Origin of the sequence: Brytella acorum (assembly GCF_029309905.1) — a bacterium.
Lineage (GTDB): Bacteria > Pseudomonadota > Alphaproteobacteria > Acetobacterales > Acetobacteraceae > Brytella > Brytella acorum.
In genome coordinates this window covers 524107-544664 of sequence record NZ_JARBJP010000002.1, presented here as the reverse complement: position 1 = coordinate 544664, position 20558 = coordinate 524107, and the positions used below count along the sequence as shown (strand labels likewise).

The window sequence follows — 20558 nt, the reverse complement described above, 5'->3', positions numbered from 1 at the left end:
CCGTCTTTTCTCGGCATCGCCGGCAGTGAAATCAGGCTGGCATTTTGCAGGCTTCCCCAATCGTACCACGATAACGCGTCCACGTCTGGGTCTCGCCGAAAAGTGTAATGCCAAGGATGTAACCGCGCAGCTTCAGAACGTCCGGTTGGGGAGACCAGATTTTGGAGTCATAAACTTTGCCGGTCTGTGGGTCGAGAATATGGCCGCCCCAGTGTCCATGTTCCTCCGCTCTGAAACCCGTCAACATCATGAGTCCGCATTGCGGACGCCCGTTCACGTCCTTGGGCATCTCCCCTTCGTACTGCATGCCAACCAGCTTGCCGCAGAGTTCTCCGCCGCAATGTCCGATGAGGAACACCCCATCGTGGTCCTGGGCCAGCCAGTAGCCTTCTACGTCGAGCACTGGATTACCCCGTGTCTGCGCACAGGCCGATCGTGGTGTCAGCCCGCATCCGGCCATGAAGAGCATCGCAAGGAAGATATGGCACAGCCCTTTCGAGCGTCTCGACGCAAACTCAAGCATCCGACCGCTTACCCCACGGCAAGGCCACATAATCGATTCCCTCATCGTTAAGCCGTTCCCGACCTTCGTCATTCAGAGTGCCGTAGATACCCTTCGCGGGCAATTCTTCGCCACCGTCGACAAGATCTCGCCGCGCGATCGCCTCATCGGCAAAACGCTCGCCCACATTATCGCACTGCGTCTCGACATATCTTCGCATATGTCGAAGGAGCGCATGCGCCATGTCCTGCGGCGCGGCCTGAGCGGCCGGTCCATGAGAGCGACCCAGCGCCGGTGCCATCAAGGCTTTCTCGACACGGGTCGTTCCGCAGCATGGACATTCGATCAGGAGTTTTTCCGCCTGAGAATCGAAATCAGCTCCAGTCCGAAACCACCCATCAAACTCATGGCCGGATCCACATCGAAGCTGAAACCGAATCATGCAATGCCCAGCATCTCGTTCAGAAGCCCGGATCGGTCGAGCGCCATCAAATCAGTACAGCCACCGATGGCTTTTTCATCGATGAAAATCTGCGGAACCGTCGTGCCGCCACCGGAACGACGAATCGCATCGTCTCGTTCGTGGGTCCCTCGTGGCGCGTTGATTTCGGTAAAGGCGACGTTTTTATCGCGCAGGATATCCACCGCGTGGACGCAGTAGGGGCAACCCGGCTGCGTATAGATTTCAACTCTGGCCATCTTCCCCTTCGCTTTCCGACGCGAACCGTTCTGTACGCGCGGCGACAAGCAGATCAACGGATGTGGCGCCCGCGTCAAGGAGGGCAAGAGTACAAACCCGAGCCGTCGCCCCCGTCGTGAGGACATCATCGATCAAAAGAACACGCTTGCCTTCGACTGCCGGTACAAACTGACGCCTTACCACGATCGCCTTTTGAACTTCTCGAGCCCTTTCCCGCGACGGAAGCCGCGCGAGAGATTGCGTCATGACGGCCCGTTTCAATACGTCAGGGATGCATGTTGGCATCCCCTTGCCCCGCGCCAGAGCACGCGCCAGCAGGGCGGCCTGATTATATCGCCTTCGCAGAAGGCGCGTCCAATGCAGCGGAACCGGGATCAGAAGGTCGTTCCCGATCAGCAGATCACTGCCCGCGCGCTTCATGAACGACGCGAGGAGGCGCGCGTTTTCCGTCCGGTCCGCATATTTCAGCGGCAAGATCAGCTTTCTTGACCACTCATCATAAACGAAAGCGGCGCGCGCCTGTCTCCAGGGGGGTAGGCATGCTTCGCATACCGCACAACGCCCCGAGTGACCCAGAAACGCCTTCTCGGGCACCGGTACCGCACAGGAAACACAACAGGGCCGCCCGATGATCCGGAGATGCATGAAACACTCCGCGCAAAACGCGCCGGAACCGGAGGTCTCCGCGCCACAACAATGGCAGACGGGCGGCAGAATGAAATCGAATGTCATAGAAGCCAGGCGTCGCGGGGCAAGCAATGACACGACCGACCCCATTAACCGATGACGGTCAGCGTCACCCGAGACGCATCGATGAGGACTTTGCCGACATCCGCAAAGTTAACTGTCACACGTGCCCCGATCACCGACTGGACCTGCCCTTTCCCCCATTCGTCATGCTCCGGATGCATGACGATCTGCCCGGGCTCCAGAAACGCATTGAAGGGATAATCGCGCTGCGTCGTTGACACCTGAAAACACCCTGATCCGACCAGACACCTCGCCGATAAATCGTCGGGAGCTTCTTTTTTTTCAGACGATCACGGCTTGAGATGCAGCCGTCGCGCCCTGATTTATTCTCGGGCGCGACGCCTTGAACACATTTATCAGTCCAGGACTCTACTGGACCATACGTCCCGTCACCAAATGACTTCAGACATATTTCTTAATGAATTCTTTCACTGCCGGACCAAGATCTGGACGATCTATTGAAAACGCAATCTGGGCCTCCAGAAAGCCCGCCTTATCGCCACAATCATACCTTGTGCCTTCGTAACGCAGGCCATGGAACGGTTCATGCCCGATCAATTTGGCCATGGCATCGGTCAGCTGAACCTCGCCGCCCGCACCGCGCTCGAGCTTTGCGAGGTGTTTCATCACGCCCGAGGTGAGGACATAACGTCCGATGATCGAAAGATTCGAAGGGGCGTCTTTAGGGTCTGGTTTCTCCACAAGCCCCTTGACTTCGACCATCCGTCCATCATCATGGCCGACTTCGAGGATGCCGTAGCGGTTGGTGTGTTCATTGGGCACTTCCGTGACCGCAACGACGTTGCCACCCGTGGTGTTGTACGCATCGACCAACTGAGCAATACATCCGCGATTGCTCTTGACGATATCGTCCGGAAGCAAAATCGCAAACGGATCGTCGCCGATAAACGCACGTGCGCACCAGATCGCATGGCCAAGACCCATAGGCTCCTGCTGACGCACGGCCACCAGAGACCCGGCCTCGATCGCGGAAGGGGCCAGAGCGTCCAGCGCGGCCTGCTTGCCGCGCTCGCGCAAAGTGGTCTCAAGCTCGAATGCGACGTCAAAATAATCGATCAGACTATCCTTGCCGCGCCCGGTGATCAGGCAGAACTGCTCGATCCCGGCCTCACGCGCCTCATCGATCGCGTACTGGATCAGCGGACGATCGACGACCGGCAGCATCTCCTTTGGCATGGCCTTGGTCGCGGGAAGAAAACGCGTCCCCAGACCCGCTACGGGCAGAACAGCTTTTTTAAGTGGCTTGATCACAAGACTTCACCTCGTTTGGAAGCCGGACAGCGCAAAGCCTCACAAATCCGGCGGACGTTTTACCTCTATGGCCCAAAGATCCTGGTCGTTCAGAGAACGGACCCGATCTGCAATCGAAACCGGCCATTGACCCTTAACACAGCCCATGAATCTGGCAACAGGATGGCCGAACAACGTTCCATGCCGCGAGAGGGTTCCGCCATCCGCGCCGCAAACGCCGAAAGCCTCCCACAACGAGAGGGAGGCTTTATTCTTCTCATTTTTTCAGAAGAAACTGGTGCGGCCGAGAAGACTCGAACTTCCACAGGGTTTCCCCCACAAGCACCTCAAGCTTGCGCGTCTACCATTCCGCCACGGCCGCACCGTGACAAGCGGTCTGCTTTTGGGCATTACCGCTCGGACGAGAGGGGCTATAGCCGATGGACGAACCACACGCAATCACCACACCCGAAAAAACCGGGAATATTCTATGGCGGAGATCGAAAGCTCTGATCTCATATCCTGAAGCCATTGGTTTTATGGAAAAATATGTCCGATCCATACGCGACGGCAGCGCCGCCGAGCTGATATGGAGCCTCGAACACCCGCGTCTTTTTACGGCAGGCACATCCGCGAAACCGGAACATCTGATCAATCCGCTGGGCCTTCCGACCTATGAAGCAGGGCGCGGCGGTCAATGGACCTATCACGGCCCCGGACAGAGAATCATTTATCTCATGCTCGATCTGACACGCGCGCATGGACATATTCCACCGCGCGATCTCAGGGCGTTCGTAACAGGGCTTGAGCAGTGGATCATGACCGCCCTCGCCGCGTTCGGCATTGCTGGCGCCACCTATCCGGACCGGGTCGGGGTGTGGGTTTTGGATCCCCACACGAAAAAGGAAGCCAAGATCGCGGCCATCGGCATTCGCATCAGCCGATGGGTCAGCTGGCACGGAATTTCTCTGAACGTCGACCCGGATCTCGATGACTTCAATGGCATCGTACCCTGCGGCATTACGGAATATGGTGTGACGAGCCTGTCACGTTTTCACCCGGGAATCACGATCGAGGAAGCTGACGAGGCCCTCGCCCGCGCATGGGAGTCCGTGTTTGAAATGCCGCTCCGGCCGATTGTCCCGGATCGAAGTTTTTGAGCGTTCCCCTTCCCGGCACTCAACGCCGGGAAGGCTGACCGACAGGCTCCGATGCGCCATCCGCAAGATCGTAGAAGCGCAGCACGATGTGATGAGCGCGAGCATCGACACCGTCGAGGCCGATCAGGCGGAGGGCCTGTCCATCATCGGCGAACTGGAGGGTCAGCAACCCCTGGGAAGGGTTGTCGGCCTCCGCCGCCGAAAGCTGTAGAACCCCTTGGAGGCGTCGCACGGACGTCACCTTGACCGGAGCATCGAAACTCACGGGCGTTCGCAGCAAAAGGCCCAGAGGGTTCCGCGCCAGCGAAAGGCGCGTGACGGAACCGTTCGCCTCATCCCTGAGCACGATTTTCGTGCCCCCTGCCATCAGGTGCATCACGTGCGGCTCGTCGTAATCAAGGCGCAACTCGCCCGGAGCATAGACGAACCGCCCGGAACTTTCACTTCCGGCCTGCGGTCCGGTCTGGGTGAAGCCTCCTTGCAGGGAAGTGGTCCGGTTCAGATATCCGGCGATGCGCGCGGCATCCGAGCGTTCCGAGACGGAAAGACCGCTCGTGCCGCTTGTGGCGCATCCGGCAAGCAGCAGGAAGACGGTCACCGCCGCAGAAAGACGTGCTCTGCCAAAGAGCGCATTCATGCGCTCTTCTCGTCCTGAAGGATGAAGGAAGCCGAGTGTAGCCCGGACCGAAACTCATCTGCCAGCAACTCGTTGACCAGCCGGTGACGTGCAACGCGCGTGATCCCGTTGAATTTCGCGCTCCGCAGCCGGATCACGAAATGCGTCTCGCCATCTTCTCCCGCCTCGATGCGCGCATGATGATGGGCATGTTTTTTGCTGTCGTCCTTCAGTTCCAGAACCGATGGCGAGAGCTTCTCACGCAGGATGTTGACGATTCGCTGCGCGCGCGGGGCCAGCGCCTCCGTCGCGCCGAGGGTTTGCGTCATTTTGGTATCACTCCTTGCAACGCGGCATGCGTGAAGCACATAAAACCGATCATGCAGCGCAAATCCACCCGCCACCGGGCATTTGATCCGGATCCCGAAGCTCCCCAGACGTATTGCGACATGCCAGGTTGCACCGCGAACGCCGGATATCGGGCTCCGCGCAGCCGCGATACGCTGCGCAGCTACTTCTGGTTCTGTCTCGAACATGTCCGCCAGTACAACGCCAACTGGGACTTTTATAAGGGCATGACGCCCGGTCAGATCGAAAACCATCTACGGGCGGACGTCTCATGGCAACGTCCGTCCTGGAAGCTCGGAACACGCGGCGGTCAGGTTTTCAACGAGGAAGAGGTGCTTGATCCGCTCGATCTCCTCGGCGCCGAGCGCCGCAAGCGCGCCGAACGGCGGCGAAGCCGGCCCCAGGCGCGGTCCGCGACACCCGACGTTCTGCGCACCCCGCTCTCAACGCTCGGACTGGACTGGCCCGTTGCGATGGAAGAGCTGAAAGCGCGTTACAAAAGCCTCGCACGCCAACATCACCCTGATGCCAATGGTGGTGACAGCGCGGCCGAGGAGCGCTTCAAGGCGGTCGTGGCGGCCTACACGATTGTGCGCGTCCATCTCGAACAAAGCGCCGACCTCGACGCCGTCAAAGCCGGCTGAGAGTGCACATCCGGCGGGTTATTACGCCTTTCGCTCCCCGTATGCTTCACGGCGCCTCTAGCCGCATGGGCAATGCATGCCTATCTTCGATGTTTGCGAAGGGAGCGTCGAAGACGCGGCCAACAGTCACAGGAAACCGGACACATCATGAGCAGCTTCAAGACCGACGGCGCCTCTGCACCGATTGCCGCCCTCGGAGGTGCCACGCAGGACGCACCGCCGACGAGCATCCTCGGCGCACCGGACCGGATGGTTTCGGCCCGCGAGGTGTTTGGAATCGACTCCGATATGAAAGTCCCCGCCTTCTCCGATCGCACGGAACACGTTCCTGCCATCGACACGGCCTATCGCTTCGACCATGACACCACCCTGGCCATCCTGGCCGGTTTCGCTTTCAACCGGCGCGTGCTGATCCAGGGTTTTCACGGCACAGGGAAATCATCCCATATCGAGCAGGTCGCCGCTCGCCTGAACTGGCCGAGCGTGCGCATCAATCTCGACAGTCATATTTCCCGCGTCGATCTCATCGGAAAGGACGCCATCGTCCTGCGTGACGGCAAGCAGGTCACGGAATTCCGCGAAGGTCTCCTTCCATGGTGTCTGCAACATCCCTGCGCTCTGGTTTTCGACGAGTATGATGCCGGTCGTCCGGACGTGATGTTCGTCATCCAGCGCGTTCTCGAAACCGAAGGCCATCTGACACTGCTCGATCAGAACCGTGTCATCCGCCCCAATCCTTCTTTCCGGCTCTTCGCGACGGCGAATACGGTCGGCCTCGGCGATACGACCGGCCTGTATCACGGCACCCAGCAGATCAATCAGGGACAGATGGATCGCTGGAACGTCGTCGTGTCCCTGAACTACCTGCCTCATGAACAGGAAGTCGGGATCGTTGCCGCCAAGCTCGCGGTCGATGCCGCCAATCCGGAAGAACGCAAGAAACTCGACAGCATGGTGGCGCTCGCAAATTTGACGCGCGCGGGCTTCATGAGCGGCGATCTCTCTACCCTGATGTCGCCTCGATCGGTAATCGCCTGGGGTGAGAACGAGAAGATCTTCGGCGATCTCGCCCTCGCCTTCCGTCTGACCTTTCTCAACAAATGCGACGAAGCGGAACGCCCGATCGTCGCCGAATATTATCAGCGCTGCTTCGACAAGAATCCGCTGAAAGCCTGAGGACATAGTCGCCATGGCAGGCCCCAAGGACGACGACGCGCCAGATCTGGAACGCGGCGAGCGCTTCCGACGCATCACGCTGGCGACGCTTCGCGCGGTTGGCGGCCGCGTCGACGCCGAAGCGACCTTCGCGAACCCGTCAGGTCCCGCCGCCTCGCACAATGCGGCTGGCGCGCCGACCGTGCGTCTCCCCTATGTCTCGCGCATCCTGCATGAGAGCGAGAAAGATCGCGTACGTGGTGCGGCCGACGCGGCCGCGCTGCGCATCCGTTATCATGACGCGGATCTTCACGCGCGCTTGACGCCGACGGACGAAACGGCCCGTGAAGTCTATGACGCCGTGGAACAGGTCCGCTGCGAGATTTATGGTTCGCGCCACATGGCGGGCATGCGCGCCAATCTCGATCAGCATGTGATCCAGAACTGCCAGGAACTCGGCTGCGGACGCATGCGCAAGCAGGACGACATGCCGGCACCGGTCGCGCTCGGGCTTCTGGCGCGTGAGGCCATGTCGGGTCGTCCGTCGCCCCGACAGGCCGGACCGGCTCTCGAAGAGTGGAGGCGCGCGCTCACACCTCAGGCGCAACAGGCGCTTGCGGACATGGCCGCCCATCAGGACGACCAGAAGGCGTTTTCGCGGGCCGTGCAGAAATTTCTGGGCGCCTGCAATCTCATCGAGGCCGAGCAACCGGATGAAGAGAGCAGTGACGACGGCGAATCCAGCCAGGAAGCCCCCGAGGACGAGACGCCTCCCGGAGAGAACGAAGAGGATTCGCCCGAAGCGCCTCAGGAGAGCGAGCCCGACGAGAACTCCGGCTACCAGATGGAACAGAGCGCTTCCGCGGATGTTGCCGACAGTGAAAGCGAGCAGGAACAGGATAATGGTGGTGCCGAAGAGGCCGCCGGAGAATCCTCCCCCGATGGAGAACACGCCGGAGCAGAGGGCGATGCATCCGGCTACAAGGCTTTCACAACCGCGTTCGACGAGGAAGCGGAAGCCGAGGAACTGTGTGACGCCGAGGAACTGACCCGTCTTCGCCAACAACTCGATCAGCAGCTTCTCAGCCTGCATGGCCTGGTGTCGCGTCTCGCCAATCGTCTCCAGCGCCGCCTGATGGCACAGCAGCGCCGTGCATGGGAGTTCGACCAGGAAGAAGGCATTCTCGATGCCGCACGTCTGGCGCGCATTATCGTCAATCCGACGCTTCCGCTTTCCTACAAGCTGGAACGCGAGGCCGAGTTTCGTGACACCGTCGTCACCCTGCTGATCGACAATTCCGGCTCGATGCGAGGCCGACCCATCACGGTTGCAGCGATGTGCGGCGATATCCTCGCGCGGACGCTGGAGCGTTGTTCGGTGAAGGTCGAGGTTCTCGGTTTTACGACACGCGCCTGGAAAGGCGGCATGAGTCGTGAACGCTGGGTCGCGACCGGACGACCGGAAAACCCCGGACGGCTCAATGACCTGCGACACATCGTCTACAAGGCCGCGGACGCCCCGTGGAGACGCTCGCGCCGCAATCTCGGCCTGATGCTGCGCGAAGGGTTGCTCAAGGAGAATATCGACGGCGAGGCGCTGCTCTGGGCCTGGAAGCGTCTGCGCCGACGCCCGGAACATCGACGCATTCTCATGGTGATTTCCGATGGCGCGCCCGTCGATGACAGCACGTTTTCGGCCAATCCGGCATCCTATCTGGAGGATCATCTCCGTCAGGTGATCGGAAAGATCGAAGCTTCCCGCGACACGGAACTCGTCGCCATCGGCATCGGACATGACGTCACGCGCTACTACCGCAGCAGCGTGACCATCAACAACGCCGAAGAACTGGGCGGCACCATGATGCAGAAGCTTACGGAACTCTTTTCCTGACCGTGCTCACCGCGTCAGCGACGATATGGTCGAAAGAAGGATGTCGAGCGATGGGCGGATCGTCATAACGGGCGTACGCTCGTTCAGGCCGTGGGCGAATTCGTCCGAATTTTTGATGAAGATCGGACTGATCCCGTAGCTCGGCACGCCCAACGCCCGAAACCACATGCTGTCGCTCGCTCCCGAGGACATGGCGGCCACCACGGGCAATCCCGGATACACGCCCTCGACCGCCATGCGCAGGGCGTTCATGACATCCGGACGGATCGGAGACGCGTCCGTCGCCACGGATCCTTCGGTTGCATCCCGGAACTGGATCTGCGGGTCCTTCGCCGCGTCCGAGAGTTCCCGCATGATGGCCAGACGCGGATGACCCGGAAAAATCCGACAGTTGATGTTGGCTGTTGCCCGCTGCGGCAAAGCATTGAAGGCATGGCCGCCCCGGATCATCGTCACGACGCAGGTTGTGCCGATCTTGCCGATCATCGACGGGTCCGCGGACAGAACATCTATCGCTTTCTGATTGCCGGGATCGGCGGCAAAAGCCCGCATGGCTGCTCCGGTTTCCGGCTTTTCCCATTGCGCCGCGTGTTCGAAGTAGGTGCGGGTCAGGGCGTTGAGTTCCGGCTTGAACCGATACGCCTGAAGACGCAGCAACGCTGAGGCGAGCTCGTCAATGGCGTTGACCGCGCGCGGTTCGGACGAATGACCACCGGGATTGGTGACGGTCATCTCGAAATCTGCGTAGGTTTTCTCCGCGCCTTCCCATGTGAAATAGGCAGGCTTTCCGGTCCGCTCATCGAGCACGCCATTGGCGCCATCCACGTTCAGAACGAGTTCGGCATCACGCAGCCGATCCGCGATGAGCGCGCCGGTCTTCATCGTGGTTTCCTCATCGCCTGAGAAAGCCACGACAATGCCGCGACGTGGTTTGAAGCCCTGCCGCCGAAGCTCCGAAAGCGTTGCGATAGCCAGCGTGTCGTCGAGCTTCATGTCGGTCGAACCCCGGCCGAAAAGATAGCCATTCTCCACGACGGGCGTGAACGGATCGCGCTGCCAGTCCTTGGACTGCGCCTCAACGACATCCATATGGCCGAGAAGGACGACGGGCTTGAGTGTCGGATCGGTGCCGGGCCAGCGTGCAATCAGATAGGCCGTGCTCCCGGCGCGGATGATCTGTACATCCTTCGCCCGGAATCCGCCTTTGACGAGCGCATCAGCGAAAAGAGCCGCGACTTTAGGCGTTTCGTCCCCCGGACCCGCGACCGAGCGCAGGGCGATCGCACGCTTGGCAAGATCAAGAGTTTGCGTTTCCGCCTGGGGATGCTCGGCCATCGGCGCCGCAGCTAGAGCGAAACCGGCATGAGCGCCAAACGCCACGACGAAAGCCCATCGTGACAATCTTCTGATCTTCATGCCGCCCCCTTGCCTTTTAATTTCTTTAACGCAACGAATGAGAGCGTATACCATATTTTATCGCGAGGCCACACGTCCCTCCAGCAGGCGCGTCGCGCTCAGAACCACACCGGTCATGGCGACACATGCGGCCAAAAACAGACACAGACGTGAGGCGTTGGCGCTATAAACGAAGACCGACGCGACCAGCAGAGCGCCCAGCGTCTGTCCGCCGAGACGGGCGACGGAAACGAGACCGCTCGCCCCGCCTTCGCGTCCGCGCGGCGCGCTCAGCATCATCGCGCGGTTGTTCGGCGGCTGGAACACACCGAAACCCGCCCCCGCAAGCCCGGTACGCCACACGATATCGAAGTTCGTCGCATCCAGAGGAAGCCGCCAGAGAAGGACAAAGCCGATCGTCGTCATGAACAGACCGGCGCTCGACAGGATGGCGGCGGGAACGCGATCCGCGAATTTACCCACGGCATATGAGAATATCGCCACACCGGCGGCCCAGGGCGTGATCAGATAACCCGTGACCGTTTCAGGGCGATGAAACAGGGACTCGAGCGTGAAGGGCATGGCAATGATGAAGAAATTGGAAGCGATGAAACCAAGCATGCCGATCAGAAACGCGACGAGAAATTCGCCGCGCCCCAGGAGATCCACGGGCACGATGGGATGATGCAGATTGCGCTGGTAACGTAGAAGACCGACCCAGCACAATATGCCGAAAACAAAGGCCGACGCGCCGAGCACGCCCCCGCCATGCACCAGGTCATCGGCGCCGATGACCGTCGTGCTGAAGGCCAGGATGGTCAGAGCCGCCCCCACCCGATCCACGGGGACAGGAGAACGCGGCGTCGCGGGCAGCGCCAGCGTCGCCAGCGCAAACGCCGCCAATCCCAGCGGAAGATTGACCCAGAAGATCCATGGCCAGTTCGCGAATGACAGGACGATGGAACCGACGGTCGGCCCCAGAGCCACGCCCGTTCCTATGACCAGACCATTGAGTGCGATCCCGCGTCCAAGCTCTTCTCTGGGGTAGATGAAGCGGATCAGCGCGATATTGACGCTCATGATACAGGCGCCACCCGCACCCTGAAGCGCCCGCGCCAGAGCCAGTTCCAGCAACGAATGCGATAACGCGCAGCAGACGGACGCAAACAGGAAAACACCGATGCCGATACGGCACATGCGATCGAAACCGATCCGTGTGCCCAGCGAGGCCAGAGGCAGAAGCATCGACAGCGAGGCCAGCTGATAGGCGTTGATGACCCAGATCGATTGGGAGGATGTAGCGTGAAGGTCTCTTGCGATCCCCGGCAGCGCGACATTCGCGACCGCGTAATCGAGCACCGAGAGCAGAACGGACAGGGCCACGGCCGCCATGGCCTGCGCCCGCCTCGCGCCATGCAGACCTGAATGGGGGGGCAAAGGCGGCGGGGGCGTGTCGTCCTCTATCGGGCGCGCGCTCATGGGCGCGCGATAAAACTGCGCTGGAAAAGCGCGTTGGTCCACGACATCGCCTGAAGAAACAGGGCCGCATCGAATCGCGGCGCGCCATCCCGCAGAAACGCATGCTGTCCATCGACCTCGTGCCATTCCAGCGCCGTTCCGGCCGCTTCGAGAGCATCACGAATGGCGCGCCTTCCCTCATAGGGAACATGCGGATCGTGACGTCCCCACACCATCATGAGTTCCCCTCTGATCTCACCGGCGCGAAGGAGAGAATCGTCGTGTCGGCCTTCTCCGAGCGTGCCGGTATGGATATCGGTCGCATAGAAACAGGCGGTCGCTTTCACGGCCGGATGCAGCGCCGCGCGGTAAGCGAGATGTCCGCCCAGGCAGACGCCGAACGCCCCGATATCTCCGCTGCTGGCAGGATGGGTTTTCAGCCATTCGATCGTGGCGGCGGCATCGCCATCGAAAGCGGAAAGAGGTTTCGTATATTTGAGATGATTGCCGCGATCCGTGCCCTCCTTGTCATAGGCGAGCACGCGCCCGGCCGGCTCATATTCGTGATAGACCTCCGGGATCGCCACCAGATACCCCTGCCCCGCGATCATGGCCGCCAGTCGCTCGATCGGCGCGGTCACCTGATAGATTTCCGAATAGAGAATGACGGCGGGAAACAGGCCATCCCGCACGGGCCTCGCCAGATGGACCCGCATCGGGCCGGTTTCGGTTTCAAGATCGTGATGTTCGTCTGTCCGGATCAGCACCGTCTTTCCCTTTCGTGATGACGTCTGCGCTTTTGCAGTGAACATAACCCGCGATATGAACAAGAGACATCTCACACGGCCGTGTTTCGTACGGTCACAGTCAAACCGGCCGCAGCGTCGAGTTAACGGAGCGTCATGAGCACAGCTTTCGCCCTGGCACTGGCCTCAACCGCGATCCTTGCCATCATCATTCTGATCGCACGGTTCAAACTGAACCCGTTCATCGTGCTGTTCGTCGTATCTCTCGCGCTCGCGCTGGCATCGGGCATGCCGCCGGACCGTGTGGTCGCATCCTTCGAAAATGGCGCCGGGCATGTTCTGGGGCATGTCGGCATCGTCATCGCGCTCGGCACCATGCTCGGCAAAATGCTGGCCGAGTCGGGCGGAGCCGACCGTATCGCCCTGACGGTCGCCAGCGTGGCCGGAAAGAAACGTGTGGACTGGGCCATGATGGTGATCGGCCTGCTCGTCGGGCTGCCGGTCTTTTTCGAAGTCGGATTCGTCCTGCTCATCCCGCTGGCCTTCGTCCTTGCCGCGCGCGCGGACGTGCCTCTGCTGCGCGTCGCACTTCCCATGGGGGCAGCCCTTTCCGTCACCCATGCAGTTCTTCCGCCCCATCCGGCCACCTTACTGGCACTTTCCGCCTACCATGCCGATACGGGTCGCACGATTCTCTACGGAATCATGATCGGTACGCCGATCGCGATGATCGCCGGGCCTCTTTACGCGCGTTTCATAACGCCACGCATTCGGATCGAGGGTGAAAACCCCCTCGCCGCACAGTTCGTGAACCGTGACATCCCCGAGAATCTGCCCGGTTTCTGGATTACCGTCGCAACGATCCTTTCGCCTGTCGTGATCATGCTGATCGGATCCATGGCGGACACAATTTCCCACTCCGGCAGCCCCTTGAACCAGTTCCTGCATTTCGTCGGCAACACGGACATCGCCCTCGTCATCGCCGTCATCATGTCATTCTACGTTCTCGGTCTGGCCAGAGGCTTCTCCCGCGAGACGATCCTGCGTTTCTCGAATGAATGCCTCGGTCCGACAGCGCTCATCATGCTGCTCGTCGGTGCGGGCGGCGGCTTCGGGCGGGAACTGGTGGACAGCGGAGCATCCAAGGCCATCACCGACGCGGCTCTGAGCGCTCATGTACCGCTTCTGGTGCTGGGATGGCTTATGGCCGTAATCGTCCGGATCGCGTCCGGATCGGCGACCGTTGCCATGAGCACGGCCTCGGGAATAGCGGGCCCCATCCTGGCCCATTCCCACGGGGTATCCCCCGAACTCATGGTTATCGTGACCGGCGCCGGGTCCGTCGCCTTCGGCCCCATGAACGACGCCGGCTTCTGGCAGATCAAGGAATATCTTGGCCTGACTGTGCCACAAACATTGAAAACCTGGTCTGTCGTCGAGACACTGATCGCTTTTCTGGGTCTCGGCTTCGTCCTCCTCGCCTCCGTCTTCATTCACGGATAGAAGAAGGCGCGCTCTATCGCCCTATGCCCGATAGAGCGCGAGGAACGCCTCGTGATCCAGAGGCGTCGAGAACATCGGATAGGTAAACTTCACGGCGGCTTCGTGCTGGGTCTCGCTCAACGTGGCCGTACAGTCCGTCAGCGTGATGACGTCATATCCATATTCATACGCCGTCCGCATCGTGGACTCGACGCAGCAATTGGTCAGGAAACCACCCAGCGCAATGCGCTTGACGCCATTATGACGCAGAATGAAATCAAGGTTCGTGCTGGCAAACCCGCAAAGCCCGCGCTTGCCAGCAACGATCAGATCGCTCTCATGAGGCGTAAGTTCATCGACGATGGCCGAACCCCACTCTCCAGCCACAAAGGCATTCGCCGCCTTCACGTTGCCAAGAATACCGTAAGGCGACGCACCCAGTTCCGGATGACCGGGAGCAAAGGAAATCGGCACCCAGACAACCTTGATGCCCAGCGTCCGCACTTTTTCCACAAGCGTCTTGGTGTGTGGCAGCATCTTTGTACGGGCCATCTCGCCGCGAACGCCTTCATGCAGAACACCCCCCTCGGACATGAAGTCGTTCTGATATTCGATCAGGACGAGAGCCGTTTCGGACGCGGCGATCGCGTTCATGACTTCTTCTCCGCATAGGGATTCTTGGTGCCGCGGGTCTGCAGACGGATCGGTGTCCCCGGCAGATGGAACGTTTCCCGAAGGCCATTCACCAGATATCGGCTATAGGCTTCGGGCAACATCTCGGCCCGCGTGCCAAACAGGATGAAGGTCGGCGGCCGCGCCTTGGCCTGGGTCATGTAACGCAGCTTCAGGCGCTTGCCATTGACGAGCGGCGGCGCGTGCCGCTCCATCGCTTCCTCGAACCAGCGGTTCAGTTCGCCGGTCGTAACGCGACTGTTCCATACCTCATGCGCGTGGCGCACCGCCGGGAGCAGCTTGTTGATCCCGGCCCCCGTAAGCGCCGAGAATGTCACGACGGGAAGTCCGCGCATCTGCGCCATGGACGTCTCGATACGGTCGGAAATCGCCTTGCGCGTCGCCGTGCGATCCTCGACCGCGTCCCACTTGTTGAGCGCGAGAACACAAGCGCGTCCTTCACGCTCGATGAGCCTGGCAATCTGGAGGTCCTGCTCATGAACGCCCAGCGTGGCGTCCAGCGTCAGAACGACGACCTCCGCCATTTTAAGCGCTTCGATCGAAGCCGAGGTCGAGACCTTTTCGAGATGTGCCTCAATCCGCGCCTTGCGACGCAACCCGGCCGTGTCGACAACCTGAATGGGTCCATGTTCGTCATGAAGCATGACGGCAATGGAGTCTCGCGTCAGCCCCGGCTCGGGGCCGGTGATCATCCGTTCCTCGCCCAGCAGGCAGTTCAGGAGCGTTGACTTGCCCGCATTCGGACGACCCACAATCGCTAGGCGCAGGGGACCGGCGGGACGCCCCTCGTCTTCACCGCTCTGCTCGTCCGCGTCCGCATGAACGCGTCGAACCTCCGCGGGCGGCAGCCGGTCCGCGATCTCGCCCATGAGATGCGCGATACCCTCGCCATGTTCCGCGGACAGGGCCAGGGGCGTCCCCAGACCCAGTGAGAAAGCTTCCAGAGCCTCCGCTGTCGCGGCCGCGCCTTCCGCCTTGTTCGCGATCAGAAGAACCGGCTTGTTCTGCTTGCGCAGCCAGGCCGAGAAATGCGCATCCGCTGGCGTCACGCCCGCACGGGCGTCGATGCAGAACAATACCAGGTCCGCCATGCCGACCGCGTGCTCGGAGGATGCGCGCATGCGTCCGAACAAGGTGTCCGGGGCTGCTTCTTCAAGCCCCGCCGTATCGATCAGGCGGACGCGCCGCCCCCGCAGGAGCGCCTCGCCCTCCTTGCGGTCGCGGGTAACGCCCGGCATATCCGAGACGATCGCCTGACGGCGCCCGACAAGCCGGTTGAACAGCGTCGACTTGCCGACGTTCGGACGTCCCGCAATGACGACCACGGGAAGATCCCGCGGGAGATCATGATCATCCATAAGCGCTGAGATGTCCGTCGTTGGAAAGGACAAGGACATTCCCGTCACAGACAATGGGGGGGATGACGCAGGGAGAGCGCGTCTTGACCATGCCCTCGATTTCGCCGGTGATGGCGTCGACAATCCGCATGCCCTCTGCCGGGAACGTTGACAGGCAGACGAGCTTACCGCCCGCCAGCACAGGGCCGGTCCAGACGATGGCGTCTTTCTGCTTCACCTCACGCACGAAGCGGCGCAGCTGCGTGATCCAGCGGACATGGCCAGACAGACGATCGAGACAGGCGAGCTGCTGATCGGCGGAAATGATGAACATCCAGTCGTCGCAGATGACGGGCATGTTCTGGCCGCCAACTTCCCGTTCCCAAAGCCGCCGTCCCGAGCGGAGATCGATCGCGACGAGAACTGACGACATGCTGACGGCGTAGACCGTACCGCCCTGAATGACAGGGGCGCCACGAATGCAGGAGAGGTCGAGCATGGCGCCTCGACCATTCGACCCGCCGAGGCTGTCGCTCCAGACCATTTCGCCCGACGTTCCGCGCAGGGCGACAAGGTCGCCGCTCCCGAAACCGGCGACGACGACGCCATCCACCACGGCGGGAGCGGGTTGCCCGAACAGAACCGTATCGGCATCGCTGGAAGAATACGTCCAGAGCTGGTTGCCGGTCGCGGCATCGAGCGCGAAAAGCCGTCCTTCGATGGTGGTGAAGAACACTTTCCCATCGGACACGGTCGGCGCGGAACGACCCGGCGTGCCGATATCGACACGCCAGCGGACATGGCCGGTCGAGACATCGACAGCCAGCGTTTCCGCCACGCCGTCCACGATGTACAGGACATCACCCTGCACCGCGAGCCCCCCGCCGATATCGGTCGAGCGCGATTTTTTCGGCTTGGGGACAAAACTCCACAGACTGCCCATGGCTGGCCATGTCCAGGCGCGAACAAGCCCTTGGGCGTCTCGCGTGAACGCGCGGCCGTCAGCAATGATCGGTGTGCCCTGGATGGCACCACGTCCATTGGAGCCAAGCGCGGCATACGAGAGAAAGCTGGGCTCGGAAACCCCGGCGCCGATCGAGCGGTCCCAACGAAGATGCGCGCCCTCCCACTGAGCGTTGACCGAGACATGGTCCCGCACGCGCCCGGCCATTGGCCATTCCGCGACCGTCTGCGGCGCTGGAAGCGTGATCGGCGTCTTGTCGTCAGGATCGACCGTCAGCCCTGCGCCGGTGGACAGCACATCGACGCGACGCCCGGCCAGAATGACCTTCTTGTCATCGTCGCAGGCCGTCAGCGCCGTCGCACAGGCGAGTGTGCCGCCGAGAAACATGCGACGGCCAAACACAGGCCCTCCCAGGGGAGAAGCACCGTTCGTTCGTAAATTCGGCTTCATCAGCCTGCTCCGCCATAGGTCTGCAAGAGAATGGAAGCGCGCTGACGCACACCTTCAGGAGCTTCGCCCGAGACGGAAAGCTGCTTGAGAAGCCTCCTCGCCTCTTTCTGCTGGTCCGCGGTCGCACCGTCACGCAGATCGAGAGCCACGAGTCCCTCCTGCGCCAGAGCGCGCCATGGACCCGCGCTGCTTGCCAGCGTTTCATAACCCTTGCGCAGCGCGGCCGGTTCCGCGGAAGACATCGTCGCGTTCAGCTTCAGGATCCGCGCCATGGAGCGCAGGTCCGGATCGGCGTCGGGATCGCCGATCAGGCCGTCCCAGGCGCTGATGGCGCCAGCCTCGTCATGATCGGCCAGCCGCAAGGTCGCAAGGCGCAGAGCCGCCAGCCCACGCGTGTTACGCGGCGCATGCGTGGCCAGATCGGCAAACGTGGCCTCCACGGCCTTTTGGGGAGCCGTCAGGCCTTTCGCGTCGCCCCCCGGACCCGCGACCTCGAGCGCATGAACCGCCTCGAAATAGCGTCCGGAAGCTGCCGCCTGCGCCTTGCGATGATCGTAGGCCTGCCATTGCCAGACACTCACGCCGATTGCGGCGATGGCCAGAACACCGCCAACCGCCGCGCCGTAACGCCGCACCATCGCGCGACCCCTCTGGGCCCGGTATTCGGCGCGCGCCTCACTGAAAATGTCGTCCGCCACTCTGCCCCTCTCGCGTGTCAATCGCGCAGAACATACAGGCGCGCGCGTTTCGCGGCAAACGGGCTTATCGGTGTTTTTAAGCATCCGACATCGCTGCCCATTTCGCTAACCGTCTGTTTACGGTTTTCAGGCATAGATCCGGCAGATGAACCGGAGAAAAACCGTGCGGATACGCCTTGGTCTCGGCCTGTGCCTGATGGCCTTTCCTGCCATGCTGACGGCCTGCGCGCCTGACCAGATCGCATCCGCCATCACAGGACGGGATTGCAACTCGGCCTATCTGTATGACGAGGAAGATTTTTGCGCCCAGCCCAAGGGGCCGCCTCCCCCGCAGCCCTACTGCACCACCAGCTTCGAAGGCACCGACTGCTACGCACGCCCTGACCTCACGCCCAACGTCGCACGCCAGACCGCCGAAGGACCGACGGCCCTGACGCCGGAACAGAACAGGGCCCGAATGGGGCAGTAAGCCGCCAGGTACCGAAACGCTATTTCGGGGACAGTTTCTGAGCGCCCGCCTTCAAAGTCGCGGTGCCCTTGGTGAAGTTCGCCGCGATGCGCTTCTGGACGGCGACGCTCTGGGCGTGAATCTTGGCGATACGATCACGCGCTTCGTCGCTGATGGCCGCTTCCTCCTTGCTGGCCGCTGCACTCACGCATTTGTTGTAGACGCGGGCTGCCGCTTCATAGGCCTTAAAACGGTCAACACTGGCGTTGTAATGCTCCGCATCTCCCACAGGAAGCGCCGGGGCGTCGGGTTCGCTTCCGCAATGGGCCAGAGGATCGGCATGGGCGACGGTGCCGAAGCCGCCAGCAAGGACAGCCACACACGCGGCGGAGAGTTGCCGCCATGCTGGCCGCGTGAAAGACATGGATCTGGAAATCGAGAAACGGGGCATGGGTGCCATCTTGAAAAACGCTCACCATCGGAAGGCGCCAGACGAGGCTCTGGCGCCCCTGATCTAATCAGCCTTTACGGCGCAAATCGGGCCAGACGCCCGATCGGGCCACTGACGATTTCATCATCCCGCATGACCTGACGTCCGCGCACGATCGTCGCCATCGGCCAGCCCGTGACCGTCTGGCCGTCAAACGGAGTCCAGCCGACCGGACTGGCGATCCAGTCATTGCGGATTTCGCGCCGCGCCTTGAGATCGACGATCGTGAAATCGGCATCGAATCCCACAGCGATCCGGCCCTTGGTCAGAAGTCCGTAAATTCTTGCCGGACCGGCGGACATCAGATCCACAAGCCTTTCGAGGGAAAGCCGCCCCGCCGCGACATGGTCGAGCATCAACGGCAGAATGGTCTGGACGCCGGTCAGTCCCGCCGCGCAGGTCGGCCAGGGCTTGAGTTTGTTCGCCAGCGGATGAGGCGCATGATCGGAGGATACGACATCCACCCGCCCATCACGGATCGCCGCCCAGCTCGCCTCCCAGTGCCTTCTGTCACGCAGCGGCGGGTTCATGACCGCGAGGCCACCCAGCGTCTCATAGCATTCCGGCGCAACCTGCGTGAGGTGGTTCACCAGCACCTCGACGGAGGCGATATCGCGGTTATCCGCAAGAAAAGCGAGTTCTTCGGCCGTCGAGGTATGCAGGATATGAACCGGACGACCCGTCTTGTGTCCGAGAGCGACGATGCGCCGCGTGCCAAGAAAAGCGCATTCCTCGTCGCGCCATTTCATGTGATTTTCATAGGGCTCGCCAACCTCGAAGAGCTTGCGGCGCTCCTGCAGGCGATATTCGTCTTCCGAGTGAAACGCGACCCGACGATGACCATGCCGGAGCACCGCCTCGATCCCCGCATCGTCCTCAATCATCAGCGAGCCGGTTGACGATCCCGCGAAGACCTTGATGGCGCACACGCCCGGCAGCTTTTCGAGCGCTCCCAGTTCGGGCGTGTTCTCTCGCGTGGCGCCGACATAAAACCCGATATCGACAAGGCAGCTTGTGGCTACGCGGGAAGCCTTTTCCGCGACGACTTCCGCCGATACCACGGGGGGGCTGGTGTTCGGCATGTCGAATGTCAGCGTGATCCCGCCCAGCGCCGCGCCGCGCGTGCCCGTCGCCATGGATTCGACACTGCCATCGCCCGGATCGCGGAAATGCACGTGGCTGTCGATCATGCCGGGCAGGACATGAAGGTGACGCGCGTCGATTTCCTCTTCCGCCGTATCGGTGATGGCCACGTCGAGGCTGGCAATGCGCCCATCGCGCACGCCGAGATCCGTCTGCGTCGAGCCCCATGGCAATACGCAGGTGCCATGTCGAACGATCAGATCATAATGCATAGGCTCTTCCTCCCCTGCCCGCCAA

At 61.4% G+C, this 20558-nt stretch carries 23 protein-coding genes, 1 tRNA gene and 1 pseudogene; 6 read left to right on the top strand and 19 right to left on the bottom strand.

The window, feature by feature from the left end:
- Positions 1 to 31: 31 nt before the first annotated feature.
- From PWM43_RS05830 to PWM43_RS05800, 8 genes and pseudogenes are all read right to left on the bottom strand, one after another.
- A complete protein-coding gene (locus PWM43_RS05830; protein ID WP_289841608.1) occupies positions 32 to 523 on the bottom strand; it encodes a DUF2147 domain-containing protein in 492 nt (163 codons plus the stop codon).
- On the bottom strand, positions 516 to 944 hold the full coding sequence (locus PWM43_RS05825) for a DUF1178 family protein (RefSeq protein ID WP_289841607.1): 429 nt from the start codon (positions 942 to 944) through the stop codon (positions 516 to 518). Before PWM43_RS05825 ends, PWM43_RS05830 begins: the two co-directional genes overlap by 8 nt.
- On the bottom strand, positions 941 to 1201 hold the full coding sequence (gene grxC / locus PWM43_RS05820; protein WP_289841606.1) for a glutaredoxin 3: 261 nt from the start codon (positions 1199 to 1201) through the stop codon (positions 941 to 943). Before grxC ends, PWM43_RS05825 begins: the two co-directional genes overlap by 4 nt.
- Positions 1188 to 1676 (bottom strand): ComF family protein, encoded by a 489-nt coding sequence (locus PWM43_RS15355; protein ID WP_317134982.1) that lies wholly within the window; start codon positions 1674 to 1676, stop codon positions 1188 to 1190. Before PWM43_RS15355 ends, grxC begins: the two co-directional genes overlap by 14 nt.
- Positions 1677 to 1751: 75 nt before the next feature.
- Positions 1752 to 1934: pseudogene (locus PWM43_RS15350) on the bottom strand (double zinc ribbon domain-containing protein); the annotation flags it as partial.
- 44 nt (positions 1935 to 1978) lie between these two features.
- Positions 1979 to 2173 (bottom strand): DUF3553 domain-containing protein, encoded by a 195-nt coding sequence (locus tag PWM43_RS05810; RefSeq protein WP_289841604.1) that lies wholly within the window; start codon positions 2171 to 2173, stop codon positions 1979 to 1981.
- 181 nt (positions 2174 to 2354) lie between these two features.
- The gene (gene galU, locus PWM43_RS05805; RefSeq protein ID WP_289841603.1) at positions 2355 to 3224 is read right to left on the bottom strand and encodes a UTP--glucose-1-phosphate uridylyltransferase GalU; all 870 of its coding nucleotides are present in this window, start codon (positions 3222 to 3224) and stop codon (positions 2355 to 2357) included.
- A 275-nt stretch (positions 3225 to 3499) separates the two neighbouring features.
- Positions 3500 to 3585: transfer RNA gene (locus PWM43_RS05800), tRNA-Leu, on the bottom strand.
- Between the two features lie 58 nt (positions 3586 to 3643).
- Here PWM43_RS05800 and lipB point away from each other — a divergent pair.
- Positions 3644 to 4363, top strand: a complete 720-nt coding sequence (gene lipB / locus PWM43_RS05795; RefSeq protein WP_289841602.1) for a lipoyl(octanoyl) transferase LipB — start codon at positions 3644 to 3646, stop codon at positions 4361 to 4363.
- A gap of 19 nt (positions 4364 to 4382) precedes the next feature.
- Here lipB and PWM43_RS05790 read toward each other — a convergent pair whose 3' ends face one another.
- On the bottom strand, positions 4383 to 5000 hold the full coding sequence (locus PWM43_RS05790; protein WP_289841601.1) for a LolA family protein: 618 nt from the start codon (positions 4998 to 5000) through the stop codon (positions 4383 to 4385).
- The gene (locus tag PWM43_RS05785; protein ID WP_289841600.1) at positions 4997 to 5308 is read right to left on the bottom strand and encodes a BolA family protein; all 312 of its coding nucleotides are present in this window, start codon (positions 5306 to 5308) and stop codon (positions 4997 to 4999) included. The genes PWM43_RS05790 and PWM43_RS05785 overlap by 4 nt, the downstream gene beginning before the upstream one ends.
- A gap of 48 nt (positions 5309 to 5356) precedes the next feature.
- Here PWM43_RS05785 and PWM43_RS05780 point away from each other — a divergent pair, with 48 nt between their 5' ends.
- The 3 genes from PWM43_RS05780 to PWM43_RS05770 all read left to right on the top strand — a co-directional run bounded on the left by PWM43_RS05780 (position 5357) and on the right by PWM43_RS05770 (position 9017).
- Positions 5357 to 5971, top strand: coding sequence for a J domain-containing protein (locus PWM43_RS05780; RefSeq protein ID WP_289841755.1), 615 nt, complete (start codon positions 5357 to 5359; stop codon positions 5969 to 5971).
- Positions 5972 to 6118: 147 nt separating this feature from the next.
- The gene (locus PWM43_RS05775; protein WP_289841599.1) at positions 6119 to 7147 is read left to right on the top strand and encodes an AAA family ATPase; all 1029 of its coding nucleotides are present in this window, start codon (positions 6119 to 6121) and stop codon (positions 7145 to 7147) included.
- A 13-nt stretch (positions 7148 to 7160) separates the two neighbouring features.
- The gene (locus PWM43_RS05770; protein WP_289841598.1) at positions 7161 to 9017 is read left to right on the top strand and encodes a cobaltochelatase CobT-related protein; all 1857 of its coding nucleotides are present in this window, start codon (positions 7161 to 7163) and stop codon (positions 9015 to 9017) included.
- A gap of 6 nt (positions 9018 to 9023) precedes the next feature.
- On the opposite strand, the gene PWM43_RS05765 is transcribed toward PWM43_RS05770, so the two are convergent.
- Genes PWM43_RS05765 through PWM43_RS05755 form a run of 3 tightly spaced genes read right to left on the bottom strand, consistent with a single transcriptional unit; the run spans position 9024 to position 12637 of the window.
- Positions 9024 to 10433 (bottom strand): M20/M25/M40 family metallo-hydrolase, encoded by a 1410-nt coding sequence (locus PWM43_RS05765; protein ID WP_289841597.1) that lies wholly within the window; start codon positions 10431 to 10433, stop codon positions 9024 to 9026.
- Between the two features lie 57 nt (positions 10434 to 10490).
- Positions 10491 to 11891, bottom strand: a complete 1401-nt coding sequence (locus PWM43_RS05760; RefSeq protein ID WP_289841754.1) for an MFS transporter — start codon at positions 11889 to 11891, stop codon at positions 10491 to 10493.
- A complete protein-coding gene (locus PWM43_RS05755; protein ID WP_289841596.1) occupies positions 11888 to 12637 on the bottom strand; it encodes a dienelactone hydrolase family protein in 750 nt (249 codons plus the stop codon). The genes PWM43_RS05760 and PWM43_RS05755 overlap by 4 nt, the downstream gene beginning before the upstream one ends.
- A 135-nt stretch (positions 12638 to 12772) precedes the next feature.
- On the opposite strand from PWM43_RS05755, the gene PWM43_RS05750 reads away from it, so the two are divergent.
- Positions 12773 to 14119, top strand: a complete 1347-nt coding sequence (locus tag PWM43_RS05750) for a GntT/GntP/DsdX family permease (RefSeq protein ID WP_289841595.1) — start codon at positions 12773 to 12775, stop codon at positions 14117 to 14119.
- Positions 14120 to 14140: 21 nt separating this feature from the next.
- On the opposite strand, the gene PWM43_RS05745 is transcribed toward PWM43_RS05750, so the two are convergent.
- From PWM43_RS05745 to PWM43_RS05730, 4 genes are all read right to left on the bottom strand, one after another.
- Positions 14141 to 14752 (bottom strand): cysteine hydrolase, encoded by a 612-nt coding sequence (locus PWM43_RS05745; protein WP_289841594.1) that lies wholly within the window; start codon positions 14750 to 14752, stop codon positions 14141 to 14143.
- On the bottom strand, positions 14749 to 16149 hold the full coding sequence (gene der, locus PWM43_RS05740) for a ribosome biogenesis GTPase Der (RefSeq protein WP_289841593.1): 1401 nt from the start codon (positions 16147 to 16149) through the stop codon (positions 14749 to 14751). Before der ends, PWM43_RS05745 begins: the two co-directional genes overlap by 4 nt.
- Entirely contained in the window at positions 16142 to 17479 is a 1338-nt protein-coding gene (locus PWM43_RS05735; protein WP_289841753.1) for a PQQ-like beta-propeller repeat protein, read from the bottom strand. Before PWM43_RS05735 ends, der begins: the two co-directional genes overlap by 8 nt.
- A 62-nt stretch (positions 17480 to 17541) precedes the next feature.
- Positions 17542 to 18240: a hypothetical protein gene (locus PWM43_RS05730; RefSeq protein ID WP_289841592.1), complete on the bottom strand. Its 699-nt coding sequence runs from the start codon at positions 18238 to 18240 to the stop codon at positions 17542 to 17544.
- Positions 18241 to 18403: 163 nt separating this feature from the next.
- On the opposite strand from PWM43_RS05730, the gene PWM43_RS05725 reads away from it, so the two are divergent.
- Entirely contained in the window at positions 18404 to 18709 is a 306-nt protein-coding gene (locus PWM43_RS05725; RefSeq protein ID WP_289841591.1) for a hypothetical protein, read from the top strand.
- A gap of 19 nt (positions 18710 to 18728) precedes the next feature.
- Here the strand turns inward: PWM43_RS05725 and PWM43_RS05720 are convergent, their stop codons facing one another.
- Together PWM43_RS05720 and PWM43_RS05715 are read right to left on the bottom strand one after the other, a co-directional pair.
- Positions 18729 to 19112, bottom strand: a complete 384-nt coding sequence (locus tag PWM43_RS05720) for a hypothetical protein (protein ID WP_289841590.1) — start codon at positions 19110 to 19112, stop codon at positions 18729 to 18731.
- A 101-nt stretch (positions 19113 to 19213) separates the two neighbouring features.
- On the bottom strand, positions 19214 to 20533 hold the full coding sequence (locus tag PWM43_RS05715) for a dihydroorotase (RefSeq protein ID WP_289841589.1): 1320 nt from the start codon (positions 20531 to 20533) through the stop codon (positions 19214 to 19216).
- Positions 20534 to 20558 lie beyond the last annotated feature (25 nt).